We start from the raw sequence: 25,510 nt of genomic DNA on the forward strand, positions 1-25,510 counted from the left end.
GCATCGTGAGCAGGAATGGTCGGGTCCCGTCTCGGGACCCGACCATTCCTGCTCACCGAGCGTGACCGACGACGGACGGGAGGCCCGGTGCCAGCTGGCACCGGGCCTCCCGTCCGTCCGCACCCCGGCTACAGGACCCCGATCGCGGTCGCCTGCCACCGTCCGTGTCGCTCTTCGAGCCGCATGGCGACCGCTCGAGCGTGACTGCGCGCGTGCACGACCACCGTCGCCTCGGCGACGCCCGCCGCGGGGCGGCAGACGAGCACGCTGCCGACCCGGAGCACCGGGCGTCCGCGTGCCCGCCGACCGGAGCCCCGGGCGTGCGCTGCCACCGCGGCGCGCTGCTGCAGGTGGCGCTGCACGTCGTCGCTGATCCAGCGGGCGATGCTGTCGACCTCCCGCGCGCCGGTGAGCACCTCGGCGACGCAGAGCCCGAGCGCCCGTGCGGTCGTCGCCGGGTCCGGGGGACCGGTCACCGTGGCGGGCTCCGGCGCCGGTTCGACGATCCGCAGCGGCGGTGGGTGCGCCGTCGTCGTCTCGTGATCGATGCGGCGTGCCTGCTCTGCCACCCCTGCCCCTTCCGTCGTTGGAGCGAGCGTATGGGGCGTGCGACATACGAAATACACACCGGTCTACCCTGTGGAGAGGGCGACGTTCTCCACAAGGCAGCGGACCTAGACTGGCTGGGTGTCGACCCTCAGTGACCTCGTCCTCGCGCAAGGCCGTTCCTCGGAAGCAGACGTGGAGTGGCTCCACCTGCTCGTGGGGGACTGGCAGCTCCTCGCCGACCTGTCCTTCGCCGACATGGTGCTCTGGGTCCCGACCGCCGAGGACGGCTCGTTCGTGGCCGTCGCCCACGCCCGGCCGAGCTCCGCGGCGACGCTGTTCTACCGGGACATCGTCGGCCAGGAGATCCGCGAGGAGTGGCGCGGCCAGGTGACCGAGAGCTTCGCCGGGTCCCGGGTCGTCGACTCCGCCGAACCGGACTGGTACGAGGACACCCCGACCCGTGTCCGCGCGATCCCGGTGCTCCGCCGCCTGAGCGCGAAGAGCGCCGAGACCACCGAGCGACCGATCGCCGTCGTCACCCGGCACTCCAACCAGGACGAGATGCGGACCCCGAGCCGTCAGGAACTCAACTTCACCGCGAGCGCGAACGACCTGTTCGGCATGATCGCCACCGGTGACTTCCCCGACCTCGGTGCACCGGCGGGCCCCCGTCGTGGTGCGCCCCGTGCCAGCGACGGCCTGCTGCGTCTCGACACCGCCGGCATCGTCACGTTCGCGAGCCCGAACGGCCTGAGCGCGTTCAACCGCATGGGCTTCGAGGGCGAGCTCGAGCGGAAGTCCCTCGCCGAGGTCACCACCGAGCTCATCGGCGCCCAGCTCGACGTCGACGAGTCCCTGCCGCTCGTCGTCACCGGCCGCGCACCGTGGCGGGCGGACATCGAGTCGAAGGGCGTCACGGTGTCGCTCCGCTCGATCCCGCTCCGCGACCACGGTGAGCGCATCGGTGCCATCGTGCTCTGCCGCGACGTGTCCGAGCTGCGGCACCAGGAGCGCGAGCTCATCACCAAGGACGCCACGATCCGCGAGATCCACCACCGCGTGAAGAACAACCTGCAGACGGTGGCGTCCCTGCTGCGGATCCAAGCGCGTCGCACGCACTCGGACGAAGCGCGGACCTCGCTGCAGAACGCGATGCGCCGCGTCGCCGCCATCGCCGTCGTGCACGACACCCTGTCGAGCGGGCTCAGCCAGACCGTGGACTTCGACGAGGTGTTCGACTCGGTGCTCAAGCTGGTGACCGAGGTCGCCGCGTCGCACAACACCACCGTGCACCCGAAGAAGACCGGCGAGTTCGGGGTGCTGCCGTCGGAGGCCGCGACGCCCCTCGCCCTCGGCCTCACCGAACTCGTGACGAACGCCGTCGAGCACGGGCTGGACGGCCGTGACGGCGAGGTCGAGATCGTCGCCCGCCGCTTCGACGACCACCTGGAGATCGAGGTCCGCGACAACGGCGTCGGGCTCCCCGAGGGCAAGGTCGGCTCGGGCCTCGGCACGCAGATCGTCCGCACGCTCATCCAGGGCGAGCTCGGCGGCACCATCGACTGGCACACCCTGACGGGCAGCGGCACCGAGGTGACGATCACCATCCCGTTCCGCTGGCTGACCGCCCCCGCCGCCTGACGCCGCCCGGCGGTTCGAGATCGCAAAACACCGGTGTTCACCGGTCGAACACCCGCGTTCCGGTGTTCAAAGCGTGAACACCGGTGTTCTGCAGAACCCGCACCGCACGCACGACGACGCCCGCCGCCCCCGAGGGGACGACGGGCGTCGTGGTGTCAGACGACCGGGGTCAGGACGCGCGGCGAGCGCGGGCGGCGCGACGCTTCAGCGCACGACGCTCGTCCTCGCTGAGACCACCCCAGACACCCGAGTCCTGGTTGTTCTCGAGTGCGTACTGCAGGCACATCTCGGTGACCGTGCAACGCGCACAGACCGACTTGGCCTTCTCGATCTGGTCGACGGCGGGCCCGGTGTTCCCGACGGGGAAGAAGAGCTCGGGGTCTGCGGTGAGGCAGGCAGCCTTGTCACGCCAGTCCATGTGTGGTGCTCCTTGATGTCGATGCTCGAACGGCAGGCCGGGGCCGTGGTTCGGGGGATCGGACCGCTGACCATGCATGCGGCATGGAGGGGACAACTGTGGGGAGGAGTCCGCAGGAAGCGTGTCTGACGCCCGCGAGACGCTCGGGGGAGGAGCGATGAACCACGGGAGACGCACACCACATCGTGCCGTCCAAACGACCTCCAATATCGTTCCATACTGGTAGGGCCAAATCAAGGGTTCCGATGCTGGAGGATCACTGTGCACGACGACACCCCGAACGACACCGAACCCTCCGCACCCGTCGCGCGCCGGTCGCCGGCGATGCTGGGGCTGCTCGCCGTGGTCGGCCTCGAGTTCCTCGCGCTGGTGGTCGTGACCGTCGTCCTGGTCGTCGAACTGGTCGTCGCCCCGGCCACGAGCATCGCCTCCGGCATCGCCCTCACGGTCCTCGTCGCCATCGCTGCGCTCTGGCTCGGTGCGCTGCTGAACGGCCTGTGGCAGGGCCGGGCGTGGGTGCGCTCCGGCATCATCGTCTGGCAGGTCCTGCAGGGCGCCATCGCGATCGGGGCGTTCCAGGGCGTCTTCCGGGTCGCCGCGGTCGGCTGGGTACTGCTCGTCCCGGCCCTGCTCGGCATCACGCTGGTGCTGTCGCGGTCGGTGACGGCCGCGCTCGCGCGTCCGGCCGAGTAGACGGTCTGGTCCGCCACGCACTGGAGGCCCGGTGCCGGTTCTCGGAACCGGCACCGGGCCTCCAGTGCATGGCCGGCCCTCAGACCAGGCCGAGCTTCTTCCGCAGGCTCGCCACGTGCCCGGTGGCCTTGACGTTGTAGAGCGGCAGCTGGACGGTGCCGTCCTCGTCGACCACGATCGTGGACCGGATCGTGCCGGTGACGATCTTGCCGTAGTTGTTCTTCTCGCCCCAGGCCGCGTAGGCCTTGTGCACGGCGAGGTCGGGGTCGCTCAGCAGCGGGAAGGTCAGCGCCTGCTCGTGCTGGAACGTCTTGAGCTTCGCCTGCTCGTCCTTCGAGACGCCGAGGACCTCGTAGCCGGCGGCCTGCAGCGAGGACATGTTGTCGCGGAAGTCGCAGGCCTCGGTGGTGCAGCCCGGGGTGGACGCCGCCGGGTAGAAGTACACGATGACCTTCTTGCCGCGGAGGGCAGCGAGGGAGTGCTCGACGCCGTCCTGGTCGGGCAGCGTGAAGTCGGGGGCGGTGTCGCCGGGGACGAGACGGTCGGTCATGGTGCTCCTGTTCGCGTCGTGCGCCCGCGAGTGGTCGTGGGCGCGCAAAACCCATGCTATTGTTGATTCCCGTTGCGGCACGGAAGCCGGAACATGCACCTCTAGCTCAATTGGCAGAGCAACTGACTCTTAATCAGTGGGTTCTCGGTTCAAGTCCGAGGGGGTGCACCGCAGGACGAACGCCCCGGCTCATCGAGTCGGGGCGTTCGTGCGTTCGCGGCAGGTTTCTGCGCCGATGCGGAGACACGCCCGAGGTGTGCAGGAACTGCGAATTGCGTCCGCGGGGACGTCAGCCGGCGCGGACGTCAGCCGGCGCGGACGTCGACGATCCGCTCCTCGCCGATGACGGGTTCGAGCGAACCGGCCGACGCGGCGGCGAGGTCGGCCGTCAGGGCGCCGAGCGCCTCGTGGGGGACCCACACCTCGAAGGTCGCCGCCTGCCCGTACTCGGTCGGGCCGAGCGTCGCGTGGTGGTGCCGGACCCAGTCGCGCAGCACGTTGTCGAGCCGCCCGGCGTCGGCGTGGTCGACGTCGAAGCGCACCTGCGTCAGGGCCTCGCGACGGACGAGGACCGCCGTGTCGAGCGCCTCGGACACCGAAGTCGAGTAGGCCCGGACCAGTCCGCCGGCACCGAGCTTGACCCCGCCGAAGTACCGCGTGACGACCGCGACGACGTCGGTCAGCCCGCGGCGTCGCAGGACCTCGAGCATCGGGACGCCAGCGGTGCCGGAGGGCTCCCCGTCGTCCGAGGAACGGGCCTGGTCGCCGAGCACGCCGGTGACCATCGCCGTGCAGTTGTGCCGGGCGTCCCAGTACCGCCGGCGGACCTCGGCGATCACGCGGTCGGCGTCCTCGACCCCGGACACCGGCGCGACGGTCGTGATGAACCGCGACTTCGTGATGACGATCTCGTGCTCGACCGGTGCCGCGACGGTGGCGGGGAAGCGGCGGGGCATGCCCACGAGGGTAGCGGCGCGCGTGCCGGGCACCCGCGCTAGCATGGCGTCCACGCGCCGGACCCACAGGTCGCGCGGACACGGCTGGGGAGGAGTCCGAGATGGACACGGGTGATCTGAAGGGCGGGGCGCTCGACGCCGCCGAGCTCGCGCGCCGCCTCAACCTGCTCCTCGACTTCGAGGAGTCGCAGCGTGGCGCACCGGTGCCGTTCTCCTCGATCGAGGAGTACGTCGCGGCGCACGGCGGTTCGCTGTCGCGGGCGAAGTGGACCTACATGCTCTCCGGCGACGGCCGCCGCAACCGCGACACCGAGCTCCTGCGCCTGCTGGCCGGGTACTTCGAGGTCGACGAACGCTTCCTGCTCGAGGACAGCGAGGTACCGGAACGGATCGGTGCCCAGCTCGCCCTCGTCCGGTCCCTGCGGTCCGCCCGCGTGAGCGGCTTCGCGGCCCGGACCTTCCCCGGCGAACTCTCACCCGACGCGCTGCGGCGCATCGCCGAGGTGCTCGAGGAGGAATCACAGCGGGGGAGCGTCGCATGACCGACGCTCTCGTCGAGGCGTTCTGGGCTCGTGGTGCAGCCGAGGGGTGGTCGGACGTCGACCAGGCCGTCGCCGCCGCCGCTGACGTCGTCGGCAAGCCGATCGTGGTGCGCGAGGAGTCGTTCCTGGCCGCCGAACCCGTGTGCGGCTTCGTGGCCACCCTCGAGCACGCGCACCTCGTGATGATCTCCCCGACGACCTCGCCGACGTTCCGGTCGTTCGTGATCGGGCACGAGCTCGGACACGTCCTGCACCGGCACCAGGAGCACGCCCCGCAGAGCGCCTACATCCGTGACGTCATCCCCGACCTGCCCGAGTACAAGGTCGAGCGTGCGCTGGCCCGGGGGATGTTCTCGAACACCTACGAGCACGAGGCCGAGGTCTTCGCCGACCGCCTGGCCACCGTGATCCGCCAGCACCGCGGCCGCCCGAGCGCCTTCCGCGGGGTCTTCGGGTGATCATCGCCGTCGTCCAGGCGGTGCTGCTCATCGTCGGGACGATCGTGCTGTTGGTCCTGCAACGCGGGCAGGACCGCACCCTGGCGTTCACGTTCCTGCTCTTCGCCGCCACCATCGTGACGAACGTCGACCCGCTGTACCGGTGGCTCGACCCGCTGCTCGGTGGGTTCAACGTCGTGACCGTCATCAGCGACTGCCTCATGGTGGCCGGCACGAGCACGCTGCTGTGGGGCGTGGCGAAGGCGGTCGGCGCGGCGCGGCCCTGGCTCCGGAACGCGGTCGTGGTGTCCTTCGCCGTGGTCGTCGTGGTGGTCGTCGTCGCGTTCACCGTGCTCGACAAGCCCGCGACCACGACGACCTTCATGCTCGACGCCGGCTCGCACCCGGCTGCCACCGTCTACTCGATCGCGCAGACCGTCTACCTCGGAGTGGCGCTCGGCGCGACGGGGTTCATCTGCGTGCTCCGGCTGCCCGAAGCCCGGACGACCACCGACCTGGTGGGGCTGTGGGTCCTGGTCCTCGGTGGGGTGCTCGGGGTCGTCCGCATGGTCGTGGTCGTCGTGATGGACGTCGCCCACGTCGCCGGCGACCTGGACGTCACGCACGCGCTCTCGCTGCCCTACGACATCACGACGCCGGGAGCCGTGCTGTGCGTGGCGTCCGGCATGCTCCTGCTCGTCGTCGGGCACCGGATCTCCCGCCGCCGCCGTGCCCGCCGTGTGGACGATGCGCTCCGCCGCCTGGCACCGCTGCACGAACGGATCGGCGTGGACAACGCCTACCCGCCGACCGACGACCCCGCGACCCGGCTCAGCCGCCGCATCGTCGAGATCAACGACGGCGTCCGGGGTGCACGGGCATCCCTGACCGACGCCGAGCGTGCCGCCCTCGCCGACGCCGAGGCCGCGCTCGAGACGGCGTAGTCCCTCGACGCTGCCGAACAGGCCGTGTACAGTCTGTAGCAAGTGCTACAGATCCTGTGGCCTGCCGGGTCGGGACTCGGCCGCGTTGGGGGCGGCCGAGCACCACCCGCCCGGCGTCGCCGGACCGGTATCGTCGCCGCGAACGTTCACTAGGATCGTCCCGTGCTCGTCTTCGCCGCAGTCGTCCTGTTCATCGGCGCCGTCTTCAACGTCGTCACCTGGCCGCGCTTCTTCCAGCGCGTCGCGAAGGACTCCCGTGCCCGCGACGCCGCCGGCAAGCCGACGACGTTCTACACGGTGCACCTCGTGCTCCTGCTCATCGCGCTGGCGATCGCCGTCGCGTCCGTGATCGCCGGGATCCTGCTGCTGGTCTGAGCCCGCCGCTTCAGCCCTGCTTCAGCGGGGCACGGCAGGATCGACCCCATGCGGGTGCTGGTGGTCGACGACGAGGTCCGGCTCGCCGACGGCGTGCGCCGCGGCCTCGAGGCCGAGGGGTGGGCGGTCGACGTCGCGAACGACGGCGTGGACGGGCTGTGGCACGCGCGTGAGTTCCGCTACGACGCGATCGTGCTCGACCTGATGATGCCCGGCCTGAGCGGCTGGGCCGTGTGCGCGCAGCTCCGCGCCGACGGCGACTGGACCCCTGTGCTCATGTTGACGGCCAAGGACGGCGAGTGGGACCAGGTCGAGGCGCTCGACGCGGGGGCCGACGACTACGTCACCAAGCCGTTCTCGCACCCGGTGCTCGTCGCACGGCTCCGGGCACTCGTCCGGCGGGGTGCCCGTGAGCGCCCGACCGTGCTGACCCTCGGCGACCTGGTGGTCGACCCCGCGGCGCGTACCGTGGCCCGCGGCGAGACCCCCGTCGAACTGACCAGCCGCGAGTTCGCCGTGCTCGAGTACCTCGCACGGCACCCGGGACAGGTCCGGTCGAAGCGCGACGTCATCGAGAACGTCTGGGACGTCGACTTCGAGGGCGACCCGAACATCGTCGAGGTGTACGTCGGGCACCTCCGCCGGAAGCTCGACCGACCGTTCGGGCGTACCGCGATCGAGACGGTCCGTGGCGCCGGGTACCGCTTGGCGGCGGACGGTGGCTGAGCGGCCGAAGCCCGGTGCGAGCGGAGTCGCACCGGTCCGGCCACGGCGCGCCCGGTCGGTCCGGGCCCGCACCACCCTCGGCGCCGGGGTCGTCGTCCTCGCTGCGCTGGTGATCGGTGCCGTCGCCTTCGTCGTCGTGCTGCGGCTCGTGCTGCTCGACGGCGTGCGGACCTCCGCCGAGGCGGGTCTCGAGCAGGTGTCCTCCCGGGTCGAGGCGGACGGTGCGGCCGCGGTGACCGGCTACGAGGACGTCCTGGTGCAGGTGATCGGCGACGGCGGGGCGGTCCTGGCGCACGGCGAGGACGCCGACGGGGACGCCCTCCCGACCGTCGACGAGTCCCGGTGGACCCACGACGGCGAACGCTGGCTGCTCGTGGCGGACGACGTGGACCTGCCCGGCGGCGGTGAGGCGACGCTCGTCTACGGCGCCACGCTCGACCAGGCCGACACCGCGGTCCGCACCGCCGTCGTGCTCCTCGCCGTGGGGGTGCCCGTGCTGGTGCTCCTGCTGGTCGCGGTCACCTGGGCCGTCACCGGGCGCTCGCTGCGGCCGGTGGAACGGATGCGCACCGAGGTCGAGACGATCCGGGCGGCCCGTCCCGACGCCCGGGTGGAGGTCCCGGACACCGGCGACGAGGTCGCCCGGCTCGCGAGCACCATGAACGCCATGCTCGACCGCCTCGAACGCTCCGCCGAGAGCCAGCGGCGCTTCGTGTCCGATGCCTCCCACGAACTCCGGTCGCCGATCGCGTCGATCCGGCAGCACGCCGAGGTCGCCGTCGCGCACCCGGAGCGGACCGAGGTGGCGGACCTCGCCGACGTCGTGCGGTCCGAGGCGGTGCGCCTGCAGGACCTGGTCACCGGGCTGCTCGAGCTCTCCCGCCTCGACGAGGGCGGGATCCGCACGCGGCGCCCCGTCGACCTCGACGACCTCGCGCTCGACGCGGTGGCCCGCGCGCGGGCACGGTCGACGGCGGGTGTCGCGCCCGAGCGGCACGGCGACGCCCCGGTGGTGCGGGTGGACGGCTCGGCGATCTCGGCAGCGCGGGTCCTCGGCGACGAGCGCGTGTTGGCTGGGGTGGTCCGGAACCTCGTCGACAACGCCGTCCGGCACGCGAGCACACGCGTCGCCGTGTCGCTCACCGAGCACGACGGGTCCGCGGTGCTCACGGTCGACGACGACGGCACCGGCGTCCCCGAGGACGAGCGCGAGCGGGTCTTCGAACGGTTCGTCCGTCTCGACGAGGCCCGCAGCCGGGACGCCGGCGGCGCGGGGCTCGGCCTCGCCATCGTCCGCGACGCCGTGCGGGCCCACGGCGGCGAGACGACGGTGGTCGCGTCCCCGCTCGGTGGCGCACGGTTCGTCGTCCGCATCGCACTCGGCGGCTGAACAGGCGGCTTCAGGGCTGCTTCAGCACCCCGACGCGATGCTCGTCCACATGAACTTCCGTACCCAGCACCAGAAGCCCTCCGCCCGCCGCATCGCCGCGTTCGCCGCCCTGCCGATCGTCGCGGCGCTCGCACTCACCGGGTGCGCCAGCGACGACTCCGACGACGACACCGGCTCGGCCGGCTCCGGCTCAGTCGGTTCGTCGGCGACGGACTCGGCCGGCACCGGCACCGGCACCGGCTCGTCATCGTCCGGCTCGGCGTCCTCCGGCTCGAACACGGCCCTGCTCGCCGCCGTCGCCACCGCACGCGGTGAGGTGGGCTCGGGCACCGTCATCTCGGTCGAGCAGGAGCAGGGCGCCTCCGCCTACGAGGTCCTCGTCGTGACGAAGGACGGCACCGAGCACGAGGTGCACACGAACGCCGACGGTTCCACGGTCGCCGGCACCCCGCAGACCGAGGCCGCCGACGCCGACGACAAGGCCGAGCACGAGCGCTTCGTCGCCGCCGCCGACCTGAGCGTCAAGCAGGCCGTCGACGCCTTCCAGGACCTGCACGCGGGGACCGTGACCGAGCTCGGGCTCGACGACCACGTCGGCACGGTCGTCTGGGAGGGCGACGTGCTCGACTCGTCCGGCACCAAGCACAGCGTGCGCATCGACGCCGGCTCCGGTGACGTCGTCACCGACCGCGTCGACACCGACGACTGAGCCGGGCATCCGGGCACCCGGGCAGCGGGGCCCCGGGCAACGGGGCTGCGGGCCCCGGAGCCCGGCACCGGCGTCCTCAGGACTCCAGCGGCGGTCCGAGCACCTTCCGGATCGCCAGCGCAGCGAGCTGCTCGTCAGGGCTGTCCAACAGGACCCGGTAGGTGTCCTGTCCGGCGAGGAACTCTACGCAGACGGCGTCCTCGTCGCACGGTCCGAGGCGCCACCCCTGCACCGCGTCCATCGGCACCACGGTGCGGGTCTCGCGCTGGTAGTCGGTCTCGGCCTCGAGACGATCCGCGAACACCCGGAGGCGTCCGTAGGCACCTCGCCAGCTGAGCTGCAGGTCGAGGGTGGGAGAAGGAGAGCGGTCCGGCACCCGCTGATGGTAGCGACGGGTGCCGGACCGCTCGTGTTCGGCGCTGGGGCCTTGCGTTCCGGGGACAAGCGGAGCGCTAGCTCCCGTCGCCGTCGCGTCGCACCGAGGCGGCGGGGTCGCGGACGCCGATCGGGTAGGGGCCCGTGACGCCCTCGCGCAGGGCGGCGATGCGCAGGATGCGGTCACGCTGCAGGAACCAGCCGACGATGAGCAGCGGGATGATGATGACGAGCGACGCGATGGTGTACGTGCCGACGGGGTAGTCGATCGCCATCAGGACGATGACCGAGGCGAGGAACGCCAGGGTCAGCCAGGCGGTGACCGGAGCACCGGGCAGCTTGAACGAGGGTTCCTTCGCGAGCCCCTGCTTGGCCCACTGGCGCAGCCGCATCTGGCACAGGATGATCGTGCCCCACGCGGTGATGATGCCGAGGCTGGCGATGTTCAGGGCGATCTCGAACGCCTGCTTCGGGACGAAGTAGTTCAGCACGACGCCCGCGACGGTGAAGGCCGCCGTGAGCAGGATGCCGGCGTAGGGGACGCCGCCCTTCGACATCTTCGTGGTCCACTTCGGCGCCGAACCGTTCATGCCCATCGAGTGGAGCGCGCGTCCGGTGGAGTACAGGCCGGCGTTCAGGGACGACAGGGCGGCGGTGAGCACGACGAAGTTCATGATGCCGCCGACGATCGCGCCGACGTGCGGGTTGCCGAGCGACGAGAAGAACGTCACGAAGGGGCTCTCGCCCTCCTTGTAGGCCGTGTACGGCAGCAGCAGGGAGAGCAGGACGATCGACCCGACGTAGAAGACCGCGATGCGGAAGACGACGGAGTTGATCGCGCGCGGGATGACCTTCTCGGCGTTCTGCGTCTCACCCGATGCGGTGCCGACGAGCTCGATCGCGGCGTAGGCGAAGACGACACCCTGGATCACGATGACCGCGGGGAGCAGCCCGTTCGGGAACAGCCCGCCGTTGTCGCCCCAGATCGAGAAGCCGGTGCGGACGGCCTCGCCACCGGCCTCGACGGGGAACGCGAAGACGAGCCAGATGATCGCGACGACGAGGAACGCCACGAGCGCGGCGACCTTGATCAGGGCGAACCAGAACTCGAGCTCGCCGAACACCTTCACGGCGACCATGTTCGCCGCGAGGACGACGATCAGGGCGATCAGCGCCAGCAGCCACTGCGGCGCCGCGGTGAAGGCCGACCAGTACTGCAGGTAGATCGCGACCGCGGTGGTGTCGACGATCGAGGTCATCGCCCAGTTCAGGAAGTACATCCAGCCGGCGGCGTACGCGAACTTCTCGCCGTAGAACTCGCGGGCGTACGAGATGAACGACCCCGAGGACGGGCGGTGCAGCACCAGCTCGCCCAGGGCCCGCAGGATGAAGAAGGCGAAGATCCCGGCGACCAGGTAGGTCAGCGCGAGCGCGGGGCCCGCGGTGTGCAGGCGTCCACCGGCACCGAGGAAGAGGCCGGTGCCGATCGCGCCGCCGATCGCGATCATCTGCAGTTGCCGGGGCTTCAGACCGTGCTGGTAGCCCTCCTGCTCGTGCGAGAAGTCGTTCGCCGGCGCTCGGTTGCCACCCGTGTCGTTCTGCGCTGTCATGCGAGAGAACCTACATGCGCACCGGACCGGGGCGTCACGCAAAACCCGGTTCGGTCGAACCGCAGCGACTGAACGTCCGCACAGCCGACGGCGGCCCGAACCTGAACGACGACCGTCGTCCGTTGCTTGCATGGAGGGATGGACATCCTCCTCCGACTCCTCGTCGCGATCGGGTTCGCCCTGCTCGTCACCGCCGTCGTCGCCCTCGTCCTGCACCTGGTCCTCCGGGCGATCGCGCGCCGGGAACGCTGGGCCGGCGTGCTCTCGCGACGGACGAAGCACCCCTTCCGCACCGTGCTGCTGGTGGTCCTGCTCTGGATCGCGTTCACGTCGAGCATCCCGCGGAACCCCGACGCCTACCCGTGGCGCGACGAGGTCGCGCACGCCTTCCTGATCGTCACGATCGCGACCGGTTGCTGGCTCGCGTGCCAGGTCGCGATCTTCCTCGAGGACCTCGGGCTGCACCGCTTCCGCATCGACGTGCCCGACAACCGGCAGGCGCGTCGCATCCGCACCCAGGTGCTCATCATCCGGCGGCTCACCGTCGCCGTGCTCGTCATCATCGCGGTCGGCGCGATCCTGCTGACCTTCGACGGGGTCGAGGCCGCGGGCGCGAGCGTGCTCGCCAGCGCCGGCCTCATCTCCGTGGTCGCGGGCCTCGCCGCGCAGTCCACGCTCGGCAACGTGTTCGCCGGCATGCAGCTGGCGTTCTCCGGGTCGATCCGGGTGGACGACGTCGTCGTGGTCGAGCAGCAGTGGGGACGGATCGAGGAGATCACGCTGACCTACGTCGTCGTGCACCTGTGGGACGACCGTCGGTTCGTGCTGCCGTCGACGTACTTCACGAGCACGCCGTTCGAGAACTGGACCCGGACCGGCAGCGAACTGCTCGGTGCCGTCGAGTTCGACCTCGACTGGCGGGTGAGCCCGGCCGACATGCGGGCGGAGCTCGACCGGATCCTCGACACCTCGACGATCTGGGACCGCCGGGTCAAGGTGCTCCAGGTCACGGACGCCGTCGGGGGACTGGTCCGGGTCCGCATCCTCGTGACGGCACCCGACGCCGGAGGCCTGTTCGACCTCCGCTGCTACGTCCGCGAGGAGATGGTCGAGTGGATCCAGCGCACCCATCCGGACGCCCTGCCGGTCCAGCGGGTGCAGCTCACCGAGCCGGGTGCGGCGGCACCGCGCCGCCGCGGACGCCCGGCAGAGGGAGACTCGCAGCTGTTCGGTGACGACGAGCGCGGCGCGCTCTTCACCGGGCCGATCCAGACGTCCGGCATCCCGGAGTCCGAGCGTTGACCCGGTGACGTGACCGCGTGCCGTGCACGGGACGGACGACGGACGGGAGGCACGGTACCAGCTGGCACCGTGCCTCCCGTCCGTCAGGCCGGTCGCGTCTGCAACCGCCTGCCGCGTCTGGACCTACTGGCGCGCCTTGACCGCGCGGTCGTCCTCGACGACCGTGCCGATCGCCACGATCGTCGTGGCGAGCCACGCGACCCAGGTCAGCGCGAGCCGCCAGTCGCGCGGTCCCTGGCGGGTGGTCTGCAGCACGCTGTAGCCGCTGATGAGCGAACTCCACACCGCACCGTTGAACATGAACTTGCGCACAGAGGCCTCCTGTCGTCGTGCTCACAACGCTACCGGCCCGTACATTGGAGCGCCGCCGGTCACCCTGCCGCGGTGTCTGCCGGAGGAGCGTTCGTGCGTCAAGCGGTCATCGGAGCGGCCCTGCTCGTGGTCGGCGCGGTCTGCGTCGTGTTCGGGCTGCTGCCCCTCGACGACCTCGCCGTCCTCGCCGACCGGGTCCTGCCGGTCCTCGGGTTCGTGCTCGGACTGACCATCGTCGCCGAGCTGGCCGCGGACGCCGGAGTGTTCGACCGCCTCGCCGACGTCGCCGCCCGGGTCGGTGGCGGACGCACCATCGGGCTCTGGGGTGCGGTCGTCGTGCTCGCCGTGCTCTGCACCGTCTTCCTGTCGATCGACACCACCGCGGTGCTCCTCACCCCCATCGTGATCTCGCTCGCACGGCGTGTGGGACTGCCCCCGATGCCGTTCGCCCTGACCACGGTCTGGCTCGCGAACACGGCCTCGATGCTGCTGCCGGTGTCGAACCTGACGAACCTGCTCGCCGTCGACCGGATGGGGCTCGGCGGCCCGCTGCCGTTCGCCGGGCTGATGGCCTGGCCCGCGGTCGCCGGGGTGGTCGTGCCGTGCGTCGTCCTGCTCGTGGTGTTCCGCGGCAAGCTGTTCGGCCGCTACTCGCCGGTGTCCGTCCGCACGCCGAAGGACCCGGTGTTCTTCTGGGCGGCCTCCGCGGTGCTCGTCGCGCTCGTCGTCGCCCTGACGGCCGGGGTGACCGTGTGGATCGCCGCGGTCCTGGCCGCCGTGGTGCTCGTCGTGGTCGCGGCGTTCCGGTCACCGTCCGAACTCCGGGTGTCCCGCGTGCCGTGGTCGACCCTGCTGTTCGCCGCCGGGCTGTTCGTGGTGGTCGAGGCGCTGCACACGACGGGCATCACCGACCCGATCGTGCACGCGCTGCAGGGCGGCACCGGGACCGGCCCGCTGCTGCTGCTCGGCGGTGCGGGCGCGGTCGCCGCGAACGGCATCGACAACCTGCCGGCGTACCTGGTGCTCGAACCGGCCGCCGGGCACGAGGCCGTCCGGTACGCGGCGCTGCTCATCGGCGTCAACGCCGGCTGCCTCATCACGCCGTGGGCCTCGCTCGCGACGCTGCTGTGGCACGCACGGCTGTCGGCCGAGGGCGTGCACCTGTCCTGGGGCCGGTACATGGCGCTCGGGTGCGTCGTCGCGCCGCTCACCGTCGTCGCCGGGGTCCTGGCGCTCGCGCTCTGACGTCGGCGGAGCCCGGTGCCGAGGCGGTGCCGGTGCCGTGCGCGGTCAGAGCCAGTCGCGGGTCTTGAAGACGCGGTAGAGCACGAGCGACGACGCGGTGATGATCGCGAGCGAGGCCCAGAGACCACTCCAGGCGCCCTCGCCCGGGAACTTCACGTTCTGCCCGAAGAAGCTCGTGACACCGGTCGGGATCGCGATGATCGCCGCCCAGCTCGTGACCTTCTTCATGACGGTGTTCTGCCGGTTCGACGCCAGGTTCAGGGTCGTGTCGAGCACGCTCGACACGGCGTCACGGAGTTGTTCGACGGAGTCGGCGATCGAGACCAGGTGGTCCTCGACGTCGCGGAAGTACGGCCGGATGCCGTTCGAGATCGTCTCCGCGTCACCGTGCAGCAACGAGGCGACGCTGTCCCGCGTCGGGACGACCAGCCGCCGGAGCACCCCGAGGGTCTTGCGGAGCCGGAACGACCGCCGCTGGATCTGTTGCTCGCGGGGGTCGCCCGGCTCGAACAGGTCGTCCTCGAGCGCATCGATCTGCCGCTCGAGGTCCTCGACGGTGTCGGTGGCACGGTCGACGACCGCGTCGAGCAGCGCCCAGACGAGCCAGGGCACGCCGTGTTCGGCGATGTCGGAGTTCGCCGTGAGCCGGTGTTCCATCGGGGTGGTGTCGACGTCGGACCCGTGGATGGTGACGAGCGCCCGTTCGGTGACGAAGGCCTTGACCTCGTGCGTGATCAGGTCACCCTCGTCGTCCGTGCCGCCCACGTCGTAGACGACCAGGAACAGGCTGTCCCGGTACCGGTCGAGCTTCGGCCGCTGTCCGTGCTCGACGGCGTCCTCGACCGCGAGTGCGTGGATGCCGAGCTCCTCCTCGATCTGCTCGAGGTCGGCCGACGTCGGGTCGGTGTAGTCGATCCAGACGAAGGTGTCCGGATCGGCGACGAGGTCGGAGATCCGGTCGACGGGGAAGTCCCGTTCGACCGTGTCGCCCTTGCACCACGCCCGTGTCCTGACCATGCTCGTCAGCCTACTGAGACGGCCGACCCGGAGATCCGGGTCGGCCGTCGTGGTGCTGCGGAGCCGCTCGGTCGGCTCCTGCTCAGTAGGCGGAGACGAGCTTGCCGTCCTGCACCTTCAGGTACTGGTTCACGCTGAACGAGTCCTCGCCGCGCTCCTTGTCGCCCAGGTACGAGGTGTAGCCGTACGAGACGCTCCCGTCCTTCGTGCTCGTCACCATCACGGTGCCGGCGCGGGACGCCTCGACCTCCAGCTCGGGCATCGACGTGACGTCGTACTGCACGCCGCCGTCGGCGTCGTAGGGCCCGTACCAGGGGCAGCCGCTCAGGGCCCGGAGCTCGGTCTTCTCGGCGCAGTCGTCGATGAGGTCGGTCACGTACTGCTCGGCGTCCTGTTCGAGTGCCTTGGTCGCCTTCGGCGCGAAGTCGACGTAGCCCGACGTGACCGCGCCCACGGCGACCTGCTCGGTGCCGCCGGTGAAGTACTTCGTCCCGCCGACCGAGACCTGGTAGGTGCCGGGGTAGGCGAGGGACGTGAACTTGCCGTCGCTGATCTCCCCGATCTCCTTGCCGCCGACGGTCACCGGAGCGCCCTCGAGGACGTCCGAGGCCGTCAGGGTGACCTGCTGCGCCAGCGGCTGCGTGACACGCCACTCGTCCTTCACCAGGAACGAGGTGCCCGTGCGCCGCAGCGACACCTGGCCGGAGCGGTTCTTGCCGTCCTGGGTGTAGCTCAGGGTGGCGATGGCGGTGTCACCGGTCCGGGCGACCCGGCCGACGCGGATGTCCGACGGGCGGTCCTTCGCGCTCCCGAGCACCTTCGAGTCGAGCATCGCCGCGTCGTCGGGGATCTCGCTCAGGTCGGCGGCGGTGTCGGCGTCACCGCTGGCGATGGCCTGCACGTAGGACTTCACGGTCGGTGCCGGACCCCAGACGTTGGCGCGGAGGACGCTCGTCGTGACCGCACCGGCGATGACGACGACGATCACGGCGCCACCGGCGATGAGCGAACGGACCAGGATCTTCTTTGCCCGCGGGGACATCGGTGCCGGAGCGGGGGCACCACCGCCGATGAACGGCTGCGACCCGTCGGCCGGTTGTGCGCCGTACGGGGGCAGCGTGCCGTAGGGCGGCTGCGACCCGGCAGCCGGCTGCGTGCCGGAGATCGACTGCACGCCGTACGCGGGCTCCTGGGCAGGCGCGGCCGACGGGTACGGCACGTGCTGGTCAGCGGCCGGGGGAGTGTTCCACGCGGCGGCAGCCGGCGCGTCCGCGGCGACAGGCGCGCCGGGCGCAACGGGAGCGCCGGGCGCACCGGGCGCGGCCGGGTCGACCGTCGCGGTGGGCGCGACGGGAGCGCCCTGACCGGCGACGGGAGCACCCTGACCGGCAGCGGGCCCGGCCGGGAACGCCGGCGGCACGACGGGGCGGGGGTCCGCTCCGACCAGGCGGGACGTCCGGAGCACCACGGCTCCGCCGAGGCGGGGCAGGAGCACCGGGGCGAGGTACCGGGCGACGACCTCGATCGCGCCGCCCCACAGGGCGAAGACGATCGGCGTCCACGGCGCGATGCCGATCGACCCCGAGCCGTCCACGGAGCTCGTGCTGCTCACCTGGTACGAGACGACGCCGGTGCCGAGGACGAAGCAGAGCAGACCGAGTGCGAACCACACCAGCGGCGTGACGACCCAGTCGAGCGTGGTGCGGATCCGGTCGTTGCGGCGGACGGCGAGGGCGAGCCCGGCCGCGACCGAGGTGACGACGACGAACAGCACGACGAGCCAGGTCCAGCCACCGGCTCCGCCGAACACCGAGGCGGTGTCGCTGGCGGACCCGAAGCCGGACGTCCCCACACCACCGAAGAACCCGAGCGCGGTCAGCCCGATCGCGACGTTGCCGAGCAGGAGCGGCAACGCGGAGCCGTAGGACGGCTGGGCGATCAGGGCGACGACGATGACGACGAGGGCGACCAGCACGACGAGGACCGTGAGCTGCGACGCGGCGACCCGGAGCGTGCCGAGCAGGCGGGCGGTGAAGACGTTGCGCCCGGCGAGGACGGAGGGCCGGGCGAGGAGTGCCGCCAGGGCGCCGATGACGAACGCACCGATGATGCTGCCGGCGCCGACGGCGTGCACCGGCTCGATGACCGCGCCGGACACCGACGGGAACCGGATCGCGAAGAGGCCGGCGGCGACGTTCGTGAGCACGGTGGTGACGAGGCCGGAGACCACCGCGGTGACGAGCACCTGCGTGCGGCCGAGGCCACGCGTGCGGATCCGGCGGGTGAGCACGACGGCCAGGACGACCTGCGCGGCGAGCACCAGCGCGGGCACCACGGCGAGCGAGCCCGAGCCGGAACCGAGGAACCCGATCGACCCGGACAGGTGCAGTCGGCCGAGGTCGGCGAGGGCCACGAGCTGCGCCGGCGCGCCGAGCAGGACGCTCACGCCGGACAGCAGGGACTCCACGTCGGGGGCCGAGCCCGCGCCGAGGTCGGTGCCGGACCCGGTGGACGGAGCGGCCGACCCGCTGCCGCCCGACGCGAGCAGTCCGACGGTGATGAGCAGCGAGAGCCCGGCGACGACGTACGCCGCGACCCAGCCGCCGACGGCGGCGAGCACGGCCGCCAGCCAGTCGCGACCGGACACGGACCGCAGGAAGCGACCGAACGCATCGGACGGCTGCGCGGCGGGGGCGGGCTGACCCGACCACTGCTGCGGGCCTCCAGGCTGCTGCTGCCAGGCGGGCTGGCCGTTCCAGGCAGGCTGGCCGGAAGCGGGCTGGCCGTTCCAGGCGGGCTGGCCGGAAGCGGGCTGGCCCGATCCGGGCTGGCCGGTACCGGGCTGGCCCGGACCGGGCTGCGACGGCGGGACGGGCTGGTTGGGCGGGTTCTCGCTCACGGCTGGGGGTCCTCTCCGACCGGGAGGCCGGCGCCGCACTCCAGCACCCGTGTCCCCCCGACACGTGCCTGCAGCGTAGCGGAACCGCCGATCCGCCGTGAATACGCTGTCCCCACGCTGGTAACTTCGGCAGCGCACCCGGCGCAGCACGCCGGACCACCCGGCGCACCACGCCGGCCGTCGCACCCGACGCACCGACGCACCGACGCACCCGACGCACCCGGCCCCGGCCGGGCGGAACGGAGATCACACCACCCCATGCCTGCAGACCGCACCGAACAGACCCGCTACTCGTTCGTCGTCGCCTCCAACCGACTCCCGGTGGACCGCGTCGTCGACCAGGACGGCAACGAGGGCTGGCGGCACTCGCCGGGCGGCCTCGTGACCGCCCTCGAACCCGTGATGCGCGCGAACGACGGAGCCTGGGTCGGCTGGGTGGGGCAGGCCGAGGTCGAGGTCGCACCGTTCGACAACGAGGGCATCCACATCGTCCCCGTCCCGCTCTCCGACGACGACGTCGAGGAGTACTACGAGGGCTTCAGCAACGACACGCTCTGGCCGCTGTACCACGACGTCATCGAGCACCCGAGCTACCACCGCGACTGGTGGAACGCGTACAAGCGCGTGAACGAGCGCTTCGCCGCGCAGATCGCCGAGATCGTCGAGCAGGACGGCATCGTCTGGGTGCAGGACTACCAGCTGCAGCTCGTGCCGGCCCTGCTCCGCGCCAAGCGCCCCGACCTGACGATCGGCTTCTTCAACCACATCCCGTTCCCGCCGGTCGGCATCTACGCGCAGCTGCCGTGGCGTGCGCAGATCCTCGACGGGCTGCTCGGCGCCGACGTCATCGGCTTCCAGCGCCACGACGACGCCAGCGACTTCCTCCGAGCGGTCCGCCACATCAAGGGCTACACGACCAAGGGCACCACGATCGACGTCCCGGTGGACGACCCGGCAGCCCCGCGCAGCCGCAAGGGCATCACGGTCCGCCACGTCGAGGCCAGGCACTTCCCGATCTCGATCGACGCCGAGAGCTTCGAGGCGATCGCCCGCAAGCCCGAGGTGCAGGAGCGTGCGCGCGAGATCCGCGAGAGCCTCGGCAACCCGAAGACGGTGCTGCTCGGCGTCGACCGGCTCGACTACACCAAGGGCATCCGCCACCGCATCAAGGCCTTCGGCGAGCTGGTGGAGGACGGCCGCATCGCGGTCGAGGACGCAACCCTGATCCAGGTCGCGAGCCCGAGCCGCGAGCGTGTCGACTCGTACGCGGCGCTCCGCGACGAGATCGAGCTGAGCGTCGGCCGCATCAACGGCGACCTCGGCGTCATCGGCCACCAGCCGATCTCGTACCTGCACCACGGCTACCCGCGCGAGGAGATGGTGGCGCTCTACCTGGCCGCCGACATCATGCTCGTCACCGCACTGCGCGACGGCATGAACCTCGTCGCGAAGGAGTACGTCGCCGCCCGTTTCGACAACGACGGGGTGCTCATCCTGTCCGAGTTCGCCGGCGCCGCCGACGAGCTCAAGCAGGCCGTGATCGTCAACCCGCACGACATCGGTGCGCTCAAGGACTCGATCGAGCGCGCCATCCAGATGCCGCGTCGCGAGCGGTCGACGCGCATGCGCGCGCTCCGCAAGCGCGTCCGCGACAACGACGTGGCGCGCTGGTCGCGCTCGTTCCTCGAGGCGCTCGACCGGCACGCGCCGCGGAACGCCCAGATCGACCCGTCCGCCGCCGACCCGCGCGAACAGCACCGTGAGGCGCAGACCGACAACATGTCGATCTTCGACCAGGACGCCCAGTCCGCCAGGGCTGCCGAGGACACCCGGGAGGCACGTGATGACTGAGACCACCACCGACCAGTCCGCCGTCGACGCGGCCCTCGAGACGCTCGCGGCTGCGCCGCGACTGATCGTCGCCCTCGACTTCGACGGCACGCTGGCCCCCTTCGCCGACGACCCCTCGCAGGTCGGGGCGCTGCCCGGGTCGTGGGCCGCGGTCCTGACCCTGCACCGTGCGAAGGACACCGAGGTGGTGCTCGTGTCGGGGCGTCCCCTCGGCAGCCTGGCCGCGGTGACCCACGCGCCGGAGGACATGGCGCTCGTCGGTTCGCACGGCGTCGAGTGGCGCGTGGACGGCCACGACGAGGCCGCGCTCAGTGACGACGAGGTGGAGCGTGTGGCACGGATCGGTGCGGCGCTCGACGAGGTCGGCGAACGGTTCCCGGGCGTCGTCATCGAGCACAAGCCCGCCGGGCACGGGGTGCACACACGCCGTGTCTCCGCCGAGGTCGCGGCCGAGGCGAACGCGGCGGCGAGCCGCGCGGCGCACGAGGCCGACCCCGAGGTGCTCGAGCGCGGTGGCAAGGACATCGTCGAGTTCGCGGTGCGACACGTCACGAAGGGCGACGCGATCGCCCGGCTCCGCGAGCTGCACGGTGCCGACGCGGTGTTCTTCGCCGGCGACGACGTCACCGACGAGGACGCCTTCCGCGTGCTCGGTGACGGCGACGTCGGGGTGAAGGTCGGGCCGGGGGAGACCCAGGCCGGCTACCGCATCGCCGACCCGGCGGCCCTGACCGGGGTCCTGAAGCAGCTGGCGAGGCTCCGCGCCACCCGCTGATCGTGGCCCCCGAGCATGAGAATGCACGGGGGTGCACGGCTGGTATCCCAAAGCGTCCTAGACTCATCCCATGCCTGATATCGACGTCAAGCCGCGCAGCCGGGTCGTCACCGACGGGATCGAAGCAACCACCTCGCGTGGCATGCTGCGGGCCGTCGGTATGGGAGACGAGGACTGGAGCAAGCCGCAGATCGGCATCGCGTCCTCGTGGAACGAGATCACGCCGTGCAACCTGTCGCTCGACCGTCTCGCGCAGGGTGCGAAGGAGGGCGTGCACTCCGGTGGCGGCTACCCGCTGCAGTTCGGCACCATCTCCGTCTCGGACGGCATCTCGATGGGCCACGAGGGCATGCACTTCTCCCTCGTCTCGCGTGAGGTCATCGCGGACAGCGTCGAGACCGTCGTCAACGCGGAGCGCCTCGACGGCACCGTCCTGCTCGCCGGCTGCGACAAGTCGCTCCCCGGCATGCTGATGGCCGCCGCGCGACTCGACCTGGCGAGCGTGTTCCTGTACGCGGGTTCGGTCATGCCGGGCTACGTGAAGCAGGCCGACGGCACGATGAAGGAAGTCACCATCATCGACTCCTTCGAGGGCGTCGGTGCCTGCAAGGCCGGCACCATGAGCGAGGAAGAGCTCAAGAAGATCGAGTGCGCCATCGTCCCGGGCGAGGGCGCCTGCGGTGGCATGTACACGGCGAACACGATGGCGAGTGTGGCCGAGGCGCTCGGCATGTCGCTGCCGGGCTCCGCCGCTCCGCCGAGCGCCGACCGTCGCCGCGACTACTACGCGCACCGCTCCGGCGAGGCCGTGGTGAACATGCTCGAGCACGGCATCACCGCCCGCCAGATCCTCACGAAGGAAGCCTTCGAGAACGCGATCGCCGTCGCGATGGCCCTCGGCGGGTCGACGAACGTCATCCTGCACCTGCTCGCGATCGCCTACGAGGCCGAGGTCGAGCTGTCGCTGGACGACTTCAACCGCATCGGTTCCAAGGTCCCGCACCTGGCCGACATGAAGCCCTTCGGCAAGTACGTCATGGTCGACGTCGACCGCAACGGCGGCATCCCCGTGATCATGAAGGCGCTGCTCGACGCGGGCCTGCTGCACGGCGACTGCATGACCGTGACCGGCAAGACCGTCGCCGAGAACCTGGCCGAGATCGACCCGCCGGCACTCGACGGCGAGGTCTTCCGCACGCTCGACAACCCGATCCACGAGACCGGTGGCCTGACCGTCCTGCAGGGCTCCTTCGCCCCCGAGGGCGCCGTGGTGAAGACCGCGGGCTTCGACGCCTCCGTCTTCGAGGGACCCGCCCGCGTGTTCGACCGCGAACGCGCGGCGATGGACGCCCTGACCGAGGGCAAGATCGAGAAGGGCGACGTCGTCGTCATCCGCTACGAGGGCCCCAAGGGCGGCCCGGGCATGCGCGAGATGCTCGCCATCACCGCGGCCATCAAGGGCGCGGGCCTCGGCAAGGATGTACTACTCTTGACCGACGGTCGATTCTCAGGCGGCACAACCGGCCTGTGCATCGGCCACATCGCACCGGAAGCAGTGGACGCAGGTCCAGTCGCTTTCGTTCGTGATGGCGACCGCATCCGTGTCGACATCGCGGCTCGCTCGCTCGACCTACTGGTCGACCCGGCCGAGCTGGAGGCCCGCCGTGACGGCTGGGCCCCGCTGCCCCCGCGCTACACCCGCGGAGTCCTCGCGAAGTACGCCAAGCTCGTGAAGTCCGCCGCCCAGGGCGCGGTCACGGGCTAGCGTCCGACACCCGCACCACCGCCACCACTCAGGCAAGGACCACTCATGCCCACGGAAGCAACTCCGTTGTCCGCGGCCGCCGGTGCACGCCGGTCGCCGGAGATCCTCACCGGCTCGGGAGCCGTCCTCCGGACGCTCGAGCACCTCGGGATCACCGACGTCTTCGGCCTGCCCGGCGGCGCGATCATCCCGTTCTACGACGAGCTGATGGCGTCGACCACGATCCGCCACATCCTCGTCCGTCACGAGCAGGGCGCCGGCCACGCCGCCGAGGGCTACGCCTCGTCGTCCGGCAAGGTCGGCGTCGCCATCGCGACGTCCGGCCCCGGCGCGACGAACCTCGTCACGGCCATCGCCGACGCCTACATGGACTCGGTGCCGTTCATCGCGATCACCGGCCAGGTGTTCTCGACGCTGATGGGCACCGACGCGTTCCAGGAAGCCGACATCGTCGGCATCACGATGCCCATCACGAAGCACTCGTTCCTGGTCACCGACCCGGCCGACGTGCCGGCGACCCTCGCTGCGGCGCACCTCATCGCGACGACCGGTCGGCCCGGCCCCGTGCTGGTCGACATCACGAAGGACGCCCAGCAGAAGTCGGCGCCCTACGTGTGGCCGCCCAAGATCGACCTGCCCGGTTACCGCCCGGTGACCAAGGCGCACGGCAAGCAGATCACCGCGGCCGCGCAGCTGCTGTCCGAGTCGAAGCGCCCGGTGCTCTACGTCGGCGGCGGGGTCATCCGCTCCCGCGCGACCGCCGAGCTCCTCCGCTTCGCCGAGGCGACCGGTGCGCCGGTCGTCACGACCCTGATGGCGCGCGGCGCGTTCCCGGACTCGCACCCGCAGCACCTCGGCATGCCCGGCATGCACGGCACGGTGCCCGCGGTGCTCGGCCTGCAGGACAGCGACCTCATCGTCGCCCTCGGTGCCCGCTTCGACGACCGCGTGACCGGCAAGGCCGACGAGTTCGCGCCGGACGCCAAGGTCGTGCACGTCGACATCGACCCGGCCGAGATCTCGAAGATCCGCTTCGCCGACGTCCCGATCGTCGGTGACGCCCGCGAGGTCCTGGTCGACCTGCTCGACGCCTGGGGCGGCATCGCCGTCGAGGACCGCGCGTCGACCGACGAGTGGTGGGCGAAGCTCCACCAGCTCAAGACCGACTTCCCGCTCGGGTACGCCGAGCCGACCGACGGGCTCCTCGCGCCGCAGGGCATCATCAAGCGCATCGGTGAGCTCTCCGGTCCCGAGGCCGTCTACGCCTCCGGTGTCGGGCAGCACCAGATGTGGTCCGCGCAGTTCATCAAGTACGAGCGGCCCAACGCCTGGCTCAACTCCGGTGGCGCCGGAACGATGGGCTACTCCGTCCCCGCGGCGATGGGTGCGAAGGTCGCCCAGCCGGACCGTGTGGTCTGGGCGATCGACGGCGACGGCTGCTTCCAGATGACGAACCAGGAACTCGCGACCTGCGTCATCAACGACATCCCGATCAAGGTCGCGATCATCAACAACTCGTCGCTCGGCATGGTCCGGCAGTGGCAGACGCTGTTCTACGACGGCCGGCACTCCTTCACCGACCTCGAGACGGGGCACGCCTCGCGCCGTGTGCCGGACTTCGTGAAGCTGGCCGACGCCTACGGTGCCCTCGGCATCCGGGTCGAGAAGGCCGACGAGGTCGACGCCGCGATCGAGCTCGCCCTCGCGACCAACGACCGCCCGGTGGTGATCGACTTCGTCGTGAGCCGTGACTCGATGGTCTGGCCGATGGTCCCGCAGGGCGTCAGCAACTCGTCCATCGAGTACGCCCAGGCACTCGCGCCCACCTGGGACGACGAGGACGCCGACATGACGGGAGAAACCGCATGAGCCACGTCCTCTCCCTCCTCGTGGAGGACAAGCCCGGTCTGCTGACCCGTGTCGCCGGACTCTTCGCCCGGCGCGGGTTCAACATCGAGTCGCTCGCCGTCGGCAACACCGAGGTGGACGGCCTCAGCCGGATCACGGTCGTCGTCGACGTCGAGGACCTCCCGCTGGAACAGGTGACGAAGCAGCTCAACAAGCTGGTGAACGTCATCAAGATCGTCGAACTGGACTTCTCGCAGTCGGTCCAGCGCGAGCACATGCTCGTGAAGGTGCGCGTCGACAACCAGACGCGCTCGGCGGTGCTCGAAGCAGTGAACCTGTTCCGTGCCCAGGTCGTCGACGTGGCGACCGACTCCCTGATCGTCGAGGTGACCGGCGACCCCGGCAAGATCCAGGCGATCCTCCGCGTGCTCGAGCCCTACGGCGTCAAGGAGCTCGCCCGTGCGGGCCTCCTCGGCATGGGCCGCGGACCGAAGAGCATCACCGACCGGGTGCGCTGAGCGCCCGTCACACCCTTCCCGGGCGCCGATGGTGCCCGGCACCGACCACAGAACCAAGGAGAC

Annotated in this window: 25 protein-coding genes and 1 tRNA gene; 17 read left to right on the forward strand and 9 right to left on the reverse strand. The window is 71.1% G+C overall.

The genetic code is table 11. The features are described 5' to 3' along the window. Positions 1-128: 128 nt before the first annotated feature. Complete coding sequence (locus DEJ09_RS15595) at positions 129-569, reverse strand: Rv3235 family protein (protein ID WP_110865381.1); 441 nt, start codon at positions 567-569, stop codon at positions 129-131. A 118-nt stretch (positions 570-687) separates the two neighbouring features. Between DEJ09_RS15595 and DEJ09_RS15600 the strand changes: the two genes are divergently transcribed. Next, positions 688-2,190, forward strand: a complete 1,503-nt coding sequence (locus DEJ09_RS15600) for a sensor histidine kinase (protein WP_110865382.1) — start codon at positions 688-690, stop codon at positions 2,188-2,190. Between the two features lie 169 nt (positions 2,191-2,359). On the opposite strand, the gene DEJ09_RS15605 is transcribed toward DEJ09_RS15600, so the two are convergent. Further along, positions 2,360-2,608 carry a WhiB family transcriptional regulator gene (locus DEJ09_RS15605; protein WP_017888820.1) on the reverse strand — a complete coding sequence of 83 codons (249 nt, stop codon included), beginning with the start codon at positions 2,606-2,608 and terminating at the stop codon, positions 2,360-2,362. 261 nt (positions 2,609-2,869) lie between these two features. Here DEJ09_RS15605 and DEJ09_RS15610 point away from each other — a divergent pair, with 261 nt between their 5' ends. After that, the gene (locus DEJ09_RS15610; protein ID WP_084741237.1) at positions 2,870-3,301 is read left to right on the forward strand and encodes a hypothetical protein; all 432 of its coding nucleotides are present in this window, start codon (positions 2,870-2,872) and stop codon (positions 3,299-3,301) included. 79 nt (positions 3,302-3,380) lie between these two features. On the opposite strand, the gene bcp is transcribed toward DEJ09_RS15610, so the two are convergent. Continuing rightward, entirely contained in the window at positions 3,381-3,851 is a 471-nt protein-coding gene (gene bcp, locus DEJ09_RS15615; protein ID WP_027466512.1) for a thioredoxin-dependent thiol peroxidase, read from the reverse strand. Between the two features lie 95 nt (positions 3,852-3,946). On the opposite strand from bcp, the gene DEJ09_RS15620 reads away from it, so the two are divergent. Continuing rightward, positions 3,947-4,019 (forward strand) — tRNA-Lys (locus tag DEJ09_RS15620). A 137-nt stretch (positions 4,020-4,156) separates the two neighbouring features. On the opposite strand, the gene DEJ09_RS15625 is transcribed toward DEJ09_RS15620, so the two are convergent. Continuing rightward, on the reverse strand, positions 4,157-4,807 hold the full coding sequence (locus DEJ09_RS15625; RefSeq protein ID WP_071405779.1) for a YigZ family protein: 651 nt from the start codon (positions 4,805-4,807) through the stop codon (positions 4,157-4,159). Between the two features lie 101 nt (positions 4,808-4,908). Here DEJ09_RS15625 and DEJ09_RS15630 point away from each other — a divergent pair, with 101 nt between their 5' ends. The 7 genes from DEJ09_RS15630 (at position 4,909) to DEJ09_RS15660 (ending at position 9,930) form a co-directional block, all read left to right on the forward strand. Then, positions 4,909-5,349: a hypothetical protein gene (locus DEJ09_RS15630; protein ID WP_051596928.1), complete on the forward strand. Its 441-nt coding sequence runs from the start codon at positions 4,909-4,911 to the stop codon at positions 5,347-5,349. Continuing rightward, positions 5,346-5,807 carry an ImmA/IrrE family metallo-endopeptidase gene (locus tag DEJ09_RS15635; RefSeq protein ID WP_071405780.1) on the forward strand — a complete coding sequence of 154 codons (462 nt, stop codon included), beginning with the start codon at positions 5,346-5,348 and terminating at the stop codon, positions 5,805-5,807. Before DEJ09_RS15630 ends, DEJ09_RS15635 begins: the two co-directional genes overlap by 4 nt. After that, positions 5,804-6,730: a hypothetical protein gene (locus tag DEJ09_RS15640; protein WP_111089167.1), complete on the forward strand. Its 927-nt coding sequence runs from the start codon at positions 5,804-5,806 to the stop codon at positions 6,728-6,730. The genes DEJ09_RS15635 and DEJ09_RS15640 overlap by 4 nt, the downstream gene beginning before the upstream one ends. A gap of 162 nt (positions 6,731-6,892) precedes the next feature. After that, positions 6,893-7,105: an SCO4848 family membrane protein gene (locus DEJ09_RS15645; protein ID WP_027466517.1), complete on the forward strand. Its 213-nt coding sequence runs from the start codon at positions 6,893-6,895 to the stop codon at positions 7,103-7,105. 48 nt (positions 7,106-7,153) lie between these two features. Then, positions 7,154-7,831 (forward strand): response regulator transcription factor, encoded by a 678-nt coding sequence (locus DEJ09_RS15650; RefSeq protein WP_111089168.1) that lies wholly within the window; start codon positions 7,154-7,156, stop codon positions 7,829-7,831. Then, positions 7,824-9,221 (forward strand): cell wall metabolism sensor histidine kinase WalK, encoded by a 1,398-nt coding sequence (locus DEJ09_RS15655; RefSeq protein WP_111089169.1) that lies wholly within the window; start codon positions 7,824-7,826, stop codon positions 9,219-9,221. The genes DEJ09_RS15650 and DEJ09_RS15655 overlap by 8 nt, the downstream gene beginning before the upstream one ends. Positions 9,222-9,270: 49 nt before the next feature. Then, a complete protein-coding gene (locus DEJ09_RS15660) occupies positions 9,271-9,930 on the forward strand; it encodes a PepSY domain-containing protein (RefSeq protein ID WP_146245743.1) in 660 nt (219 codons plus the stop codon). Between the two features lie 76 nt (positions 9,931-10,006). Here DEJ09_RS15660 and DEJ09_RS15665 read toward each other — a convergent pair whose 3' ends face one another. Next, a complete protein-coding gene (locus DEJ09_RS15665) occupies positions 10,007-10,306 on the reverse strand; it encodes a hypothetical protein (RefSeq protein ID WP_146245744.1) in 300 nt (99 codons plus the stop codon). A 76-nt stretch (positions 10,307-10,382) separates the two neighbouring features. Beyond that, complete coding sequence (locus DEJ09_RS15670) at positions 10,383-11,915, reverse strand: amino acid permease (protein ID WP_111089172.1); 1,533 nt, start codon at positions 11,913-11,915, stop codon at positions 10,383-10,385. Between the two features lie 138 nt (positions 11,916-12,053). Here DEJ09_RS15670 and DEJ09_RS15675 point away from each other — a divergent pair, with 138 nt between their 5' ends. Beyond that, positions 12,054-13,217 (forward strand): mechanosensitive ion channel family protein, encoded by a 1,164-nt coding sequence (locus DEJ09_RS15675; protein ID WP_111039907.1) that lies wholly within the window; start codon positions 12,054-12,056, stop codon positions 13,215-13,217. 123 nt (positions 13,218-13,340) lie between these two features. Here the strand turns inward: DEJ09_RS15675 and DEJ09_RS15680 are convergent, their stop codons facing one another. After that, on the reverse strand, positions 13,341-13,529 hold the full coding sequence (locus DEJ09_RS15680; protein ID WP_027466522.1) for a hypothetical protein: 189 nt from the start codon (positions 13,527-13,529) through the stop codon (positions 13,341-13,343). Positions 13,530-13,622: 93 nt separating this feature from the next. Here DEJ09_RS15680 and DEJ09_RS15685 point away from each other — a divergent pair, with 93 nt between their 5' ends. Beyond that, the gene (locus DEJ09_RS15685; RefSeq protein WP_111089173.1) at positions 13,623-14,774 is read left to right on the forward strand and encodes an SLC13 family permease; all 1,152 of its coding nucleotides are present in this window, start codon (positions 13,623-13,625) and stop codon (positions 14,772-14,774) included. Between the two features lie 45 nt (positions 14,775-14,819). Here the strand turns inward: DEJ09_RS15685 and DEJ09_RS15690 are convergent, their stop codons facing one another. Continuing rightward, complete coding sequence (locus DEJ09_RS15690) at positions 14,820-15,791, reverse strand: magnesium transporter CorA family protein (RefSeq protein WP_111089174.1); 972 nt, start codon at positions 15,789-15,791, stop codon at positions 14,820-14,822. Positions 15,792-15,873: 82 nt separating this feature from the next. Further along, complete coding sequence (locus DEJ09_RS15695) at positions 15,874-18,690, reverse strand: hypothetical protein (protein WP_111089175.1); 2,817 nt, start codon at positions 18,688-18,690, stop codon at positions 15,874-15,876. Between the two features lie 258 nt (positions 18,691-18,948). Between DEJ09_RS15695 and otsA the strand changes: the two genes are divergently transcribed. The 5 genes from otsA (at position 18,949) to ilvN (ending at position 25,447) form a co-directional block, all read left to right on the forward strand. After that, the gene (gene otsA / locus DEJ09_RS15700) at positions 18,949-20,541 is read left to right on the forward strand and encodes an alpha,alpha-trehalose-phosphate synthase (UDP-forming) (protein WP_071405817.1); all 1,593 of its coding nucleotides are present in this window, start codon (positions 18,949-18,951) and stop codon (positions 20,539-20,541) included. Beyond that, positions 20,534-21,316, forward strand: a complete 783-nt coding sequence (gene otsB, locus DEJ09_RS15705) for a trehalose-phosphatase (protein ID WP_111089176.1) — start codon at positions 20,534-20,536, stop codon at positions 21,314-21,316. Before otsA ends, otsB begins: the two co-directional genes overlap by 8 nt. 70 nt (positions 21,317-21,386) lie before the next feature. Beyond that, entirely contained in the window at positions 21,387-23,081 is a 1,695-nt protein-coding gene (ilvD, locus tag DEJ09_RS15710; RefSeq protein WP_071405815.1) for a dihydroxy-acid dehydratase, read from the forward strand. 45 nt (positions 23,082-23,126) lie between these two features. Continuing rightward, on the forward strand, positions 23,127-24,950 hold the full coding sequence (locus tag DEJ09_RS15715) for an acetolactate synthase large subunit (RefSeq protein WP_027466529.1): 1,824 nt from the start codon (positions 23,127-23,129) through the stop codon (positions 24,948-24,950). Next, positions 24,947-25,447 carry an acetolactate synthase small subunit gene (gene ilvN, locus DEJ09_RS15720; protein ID WP_017888842.1) on the forward strand — a complete coding sequence of 167 codons (501 nt, stop codon included), beginning with the start codon at positions 24,947-24,949 and terminating at the stop codon, positions 25,445-25,447. The genes DEJ09_RS15715 and ilvN overlap by 4 nt, the downstream gene beginning before the upstream one ends. Positions 25,448-25,510: the final 63 nt, after the last annotated feature.

The organism is Curtobacterium sp. MCLR17_055, from assembly GCF_003234305.1.
In the GTDB taxonomy this organism is placed as follows: domain Bacteria; phylum Actinomycetota; class Actinomycetes; order Actinomycetales; family Microbacteriaceae; genus Curtobacterium; species Curtobacterium flaccumfaciens.

Bases quoted from the DNA above. Each gene is read 5' to 3' on its own strand.
- DEJ09_RS15650 (WP_111089168.1), top strand. From the start codon at position 7,154: ATGCGGGTGCTGGTGGTCGACGACGAGGTCCGGCTCGCCGACGGCGTG.
- DEJ09_RS15630 (WP_051596928.1), top strand. From the start codon at position 4,909: ATGGACACGGGTGATCTGAAGGGCGGGGCGCTCGACGCCGCCGAGCTC.
- DEJ09_RS15675 (WP_111039907.1), top strand. From the start codon at position 12,054: ATGGACATCCTCCTCCGACTCCTCGTCGCGATCGGGTTCGCCCTGCTC.
- DEJ09_RS15690 (WP_111089174.1), bottom strand. From the start codon at position 15,791: ATGGTCAGGACACGGGCGTGGTGCAAGGGCGACACGGTCGAACGGGAC.
- otsB (WP_111089176.1), top strand. From the start codon at position 20,534: ATGACTGAGACCACCACCGACCAGTCCGCCGTCGACGCGGCCCTCGAG.
- DEJ09_RS15625 (WP_071405779.1), bottom strand. From the start codon at position 4,807: ATGCCCCGCCGCTTCCCCGCCACCGTCGCGGCACCGGTCGAGCACGAG.
- DEJ09_RS15635 (WP_071405780.1), top strand. From the start codon at position 5,346: ATGACCGACGCTCTCGTCGAGGCGTTCTGGGCTCGTGGTGCAGCCGAG.
- DEJ09_RS15660 (WP_146245743.1), top strand. From the start codon at position 9,271: ATGAACTTCCGTACCCAGCACCAGAAGCCCTCCGCCCGCCGCATCGCC.
- DEJ09_RS15605 (WP_017888820.1), bottom strand. From the start codon at position 2,608: ATGGACTGGCGTGACAAGGCTGCCTGCCTCACCGCAGACCCCGAGCTC.
- DEJ09_RS15715 (WP_027466529.1), top strand. From the start codon at position 23,127: ATGCCCACGGAAGCAACTCCGTTGTCCGCGGCCGCCGGTGCACGCCGG.
- bcp (WP_027466512.1), bottom strand. From the start codon at position 3,851: ATGACCGACCGTCTCGTCCCCGGCGACACCGCCCCCGACTTCACGCTG.
- ilvN (WP_017888842.1), top strand. From the start codon at position 24,947: ATGAGCCACGTCCTCTCCCTCCTCGTGGAGGACAAGCCCGGTCTGCTG.
- ilvD (WP_071405815.1), top strand. From the start codon at position 21,387: ATGCCTGATATCGACGTCAAGCCGCGCAGCCGGGTCGTCACCGACGGG.
- DEJ09_RS15670 (WP_111089172.1), bottom strand. From the start codon at position 11,915: ATGACAGCGCAGAACGACACGGGTGGCAACCGAGCGCCGGCGAACGAC.
- otsA (WP_071405817.1), top strand. From the start codon at position 18,949: ATGCCTGCAGACCGCACCGAACAGACCCGCTACTCGTTCGTCGTCGCC.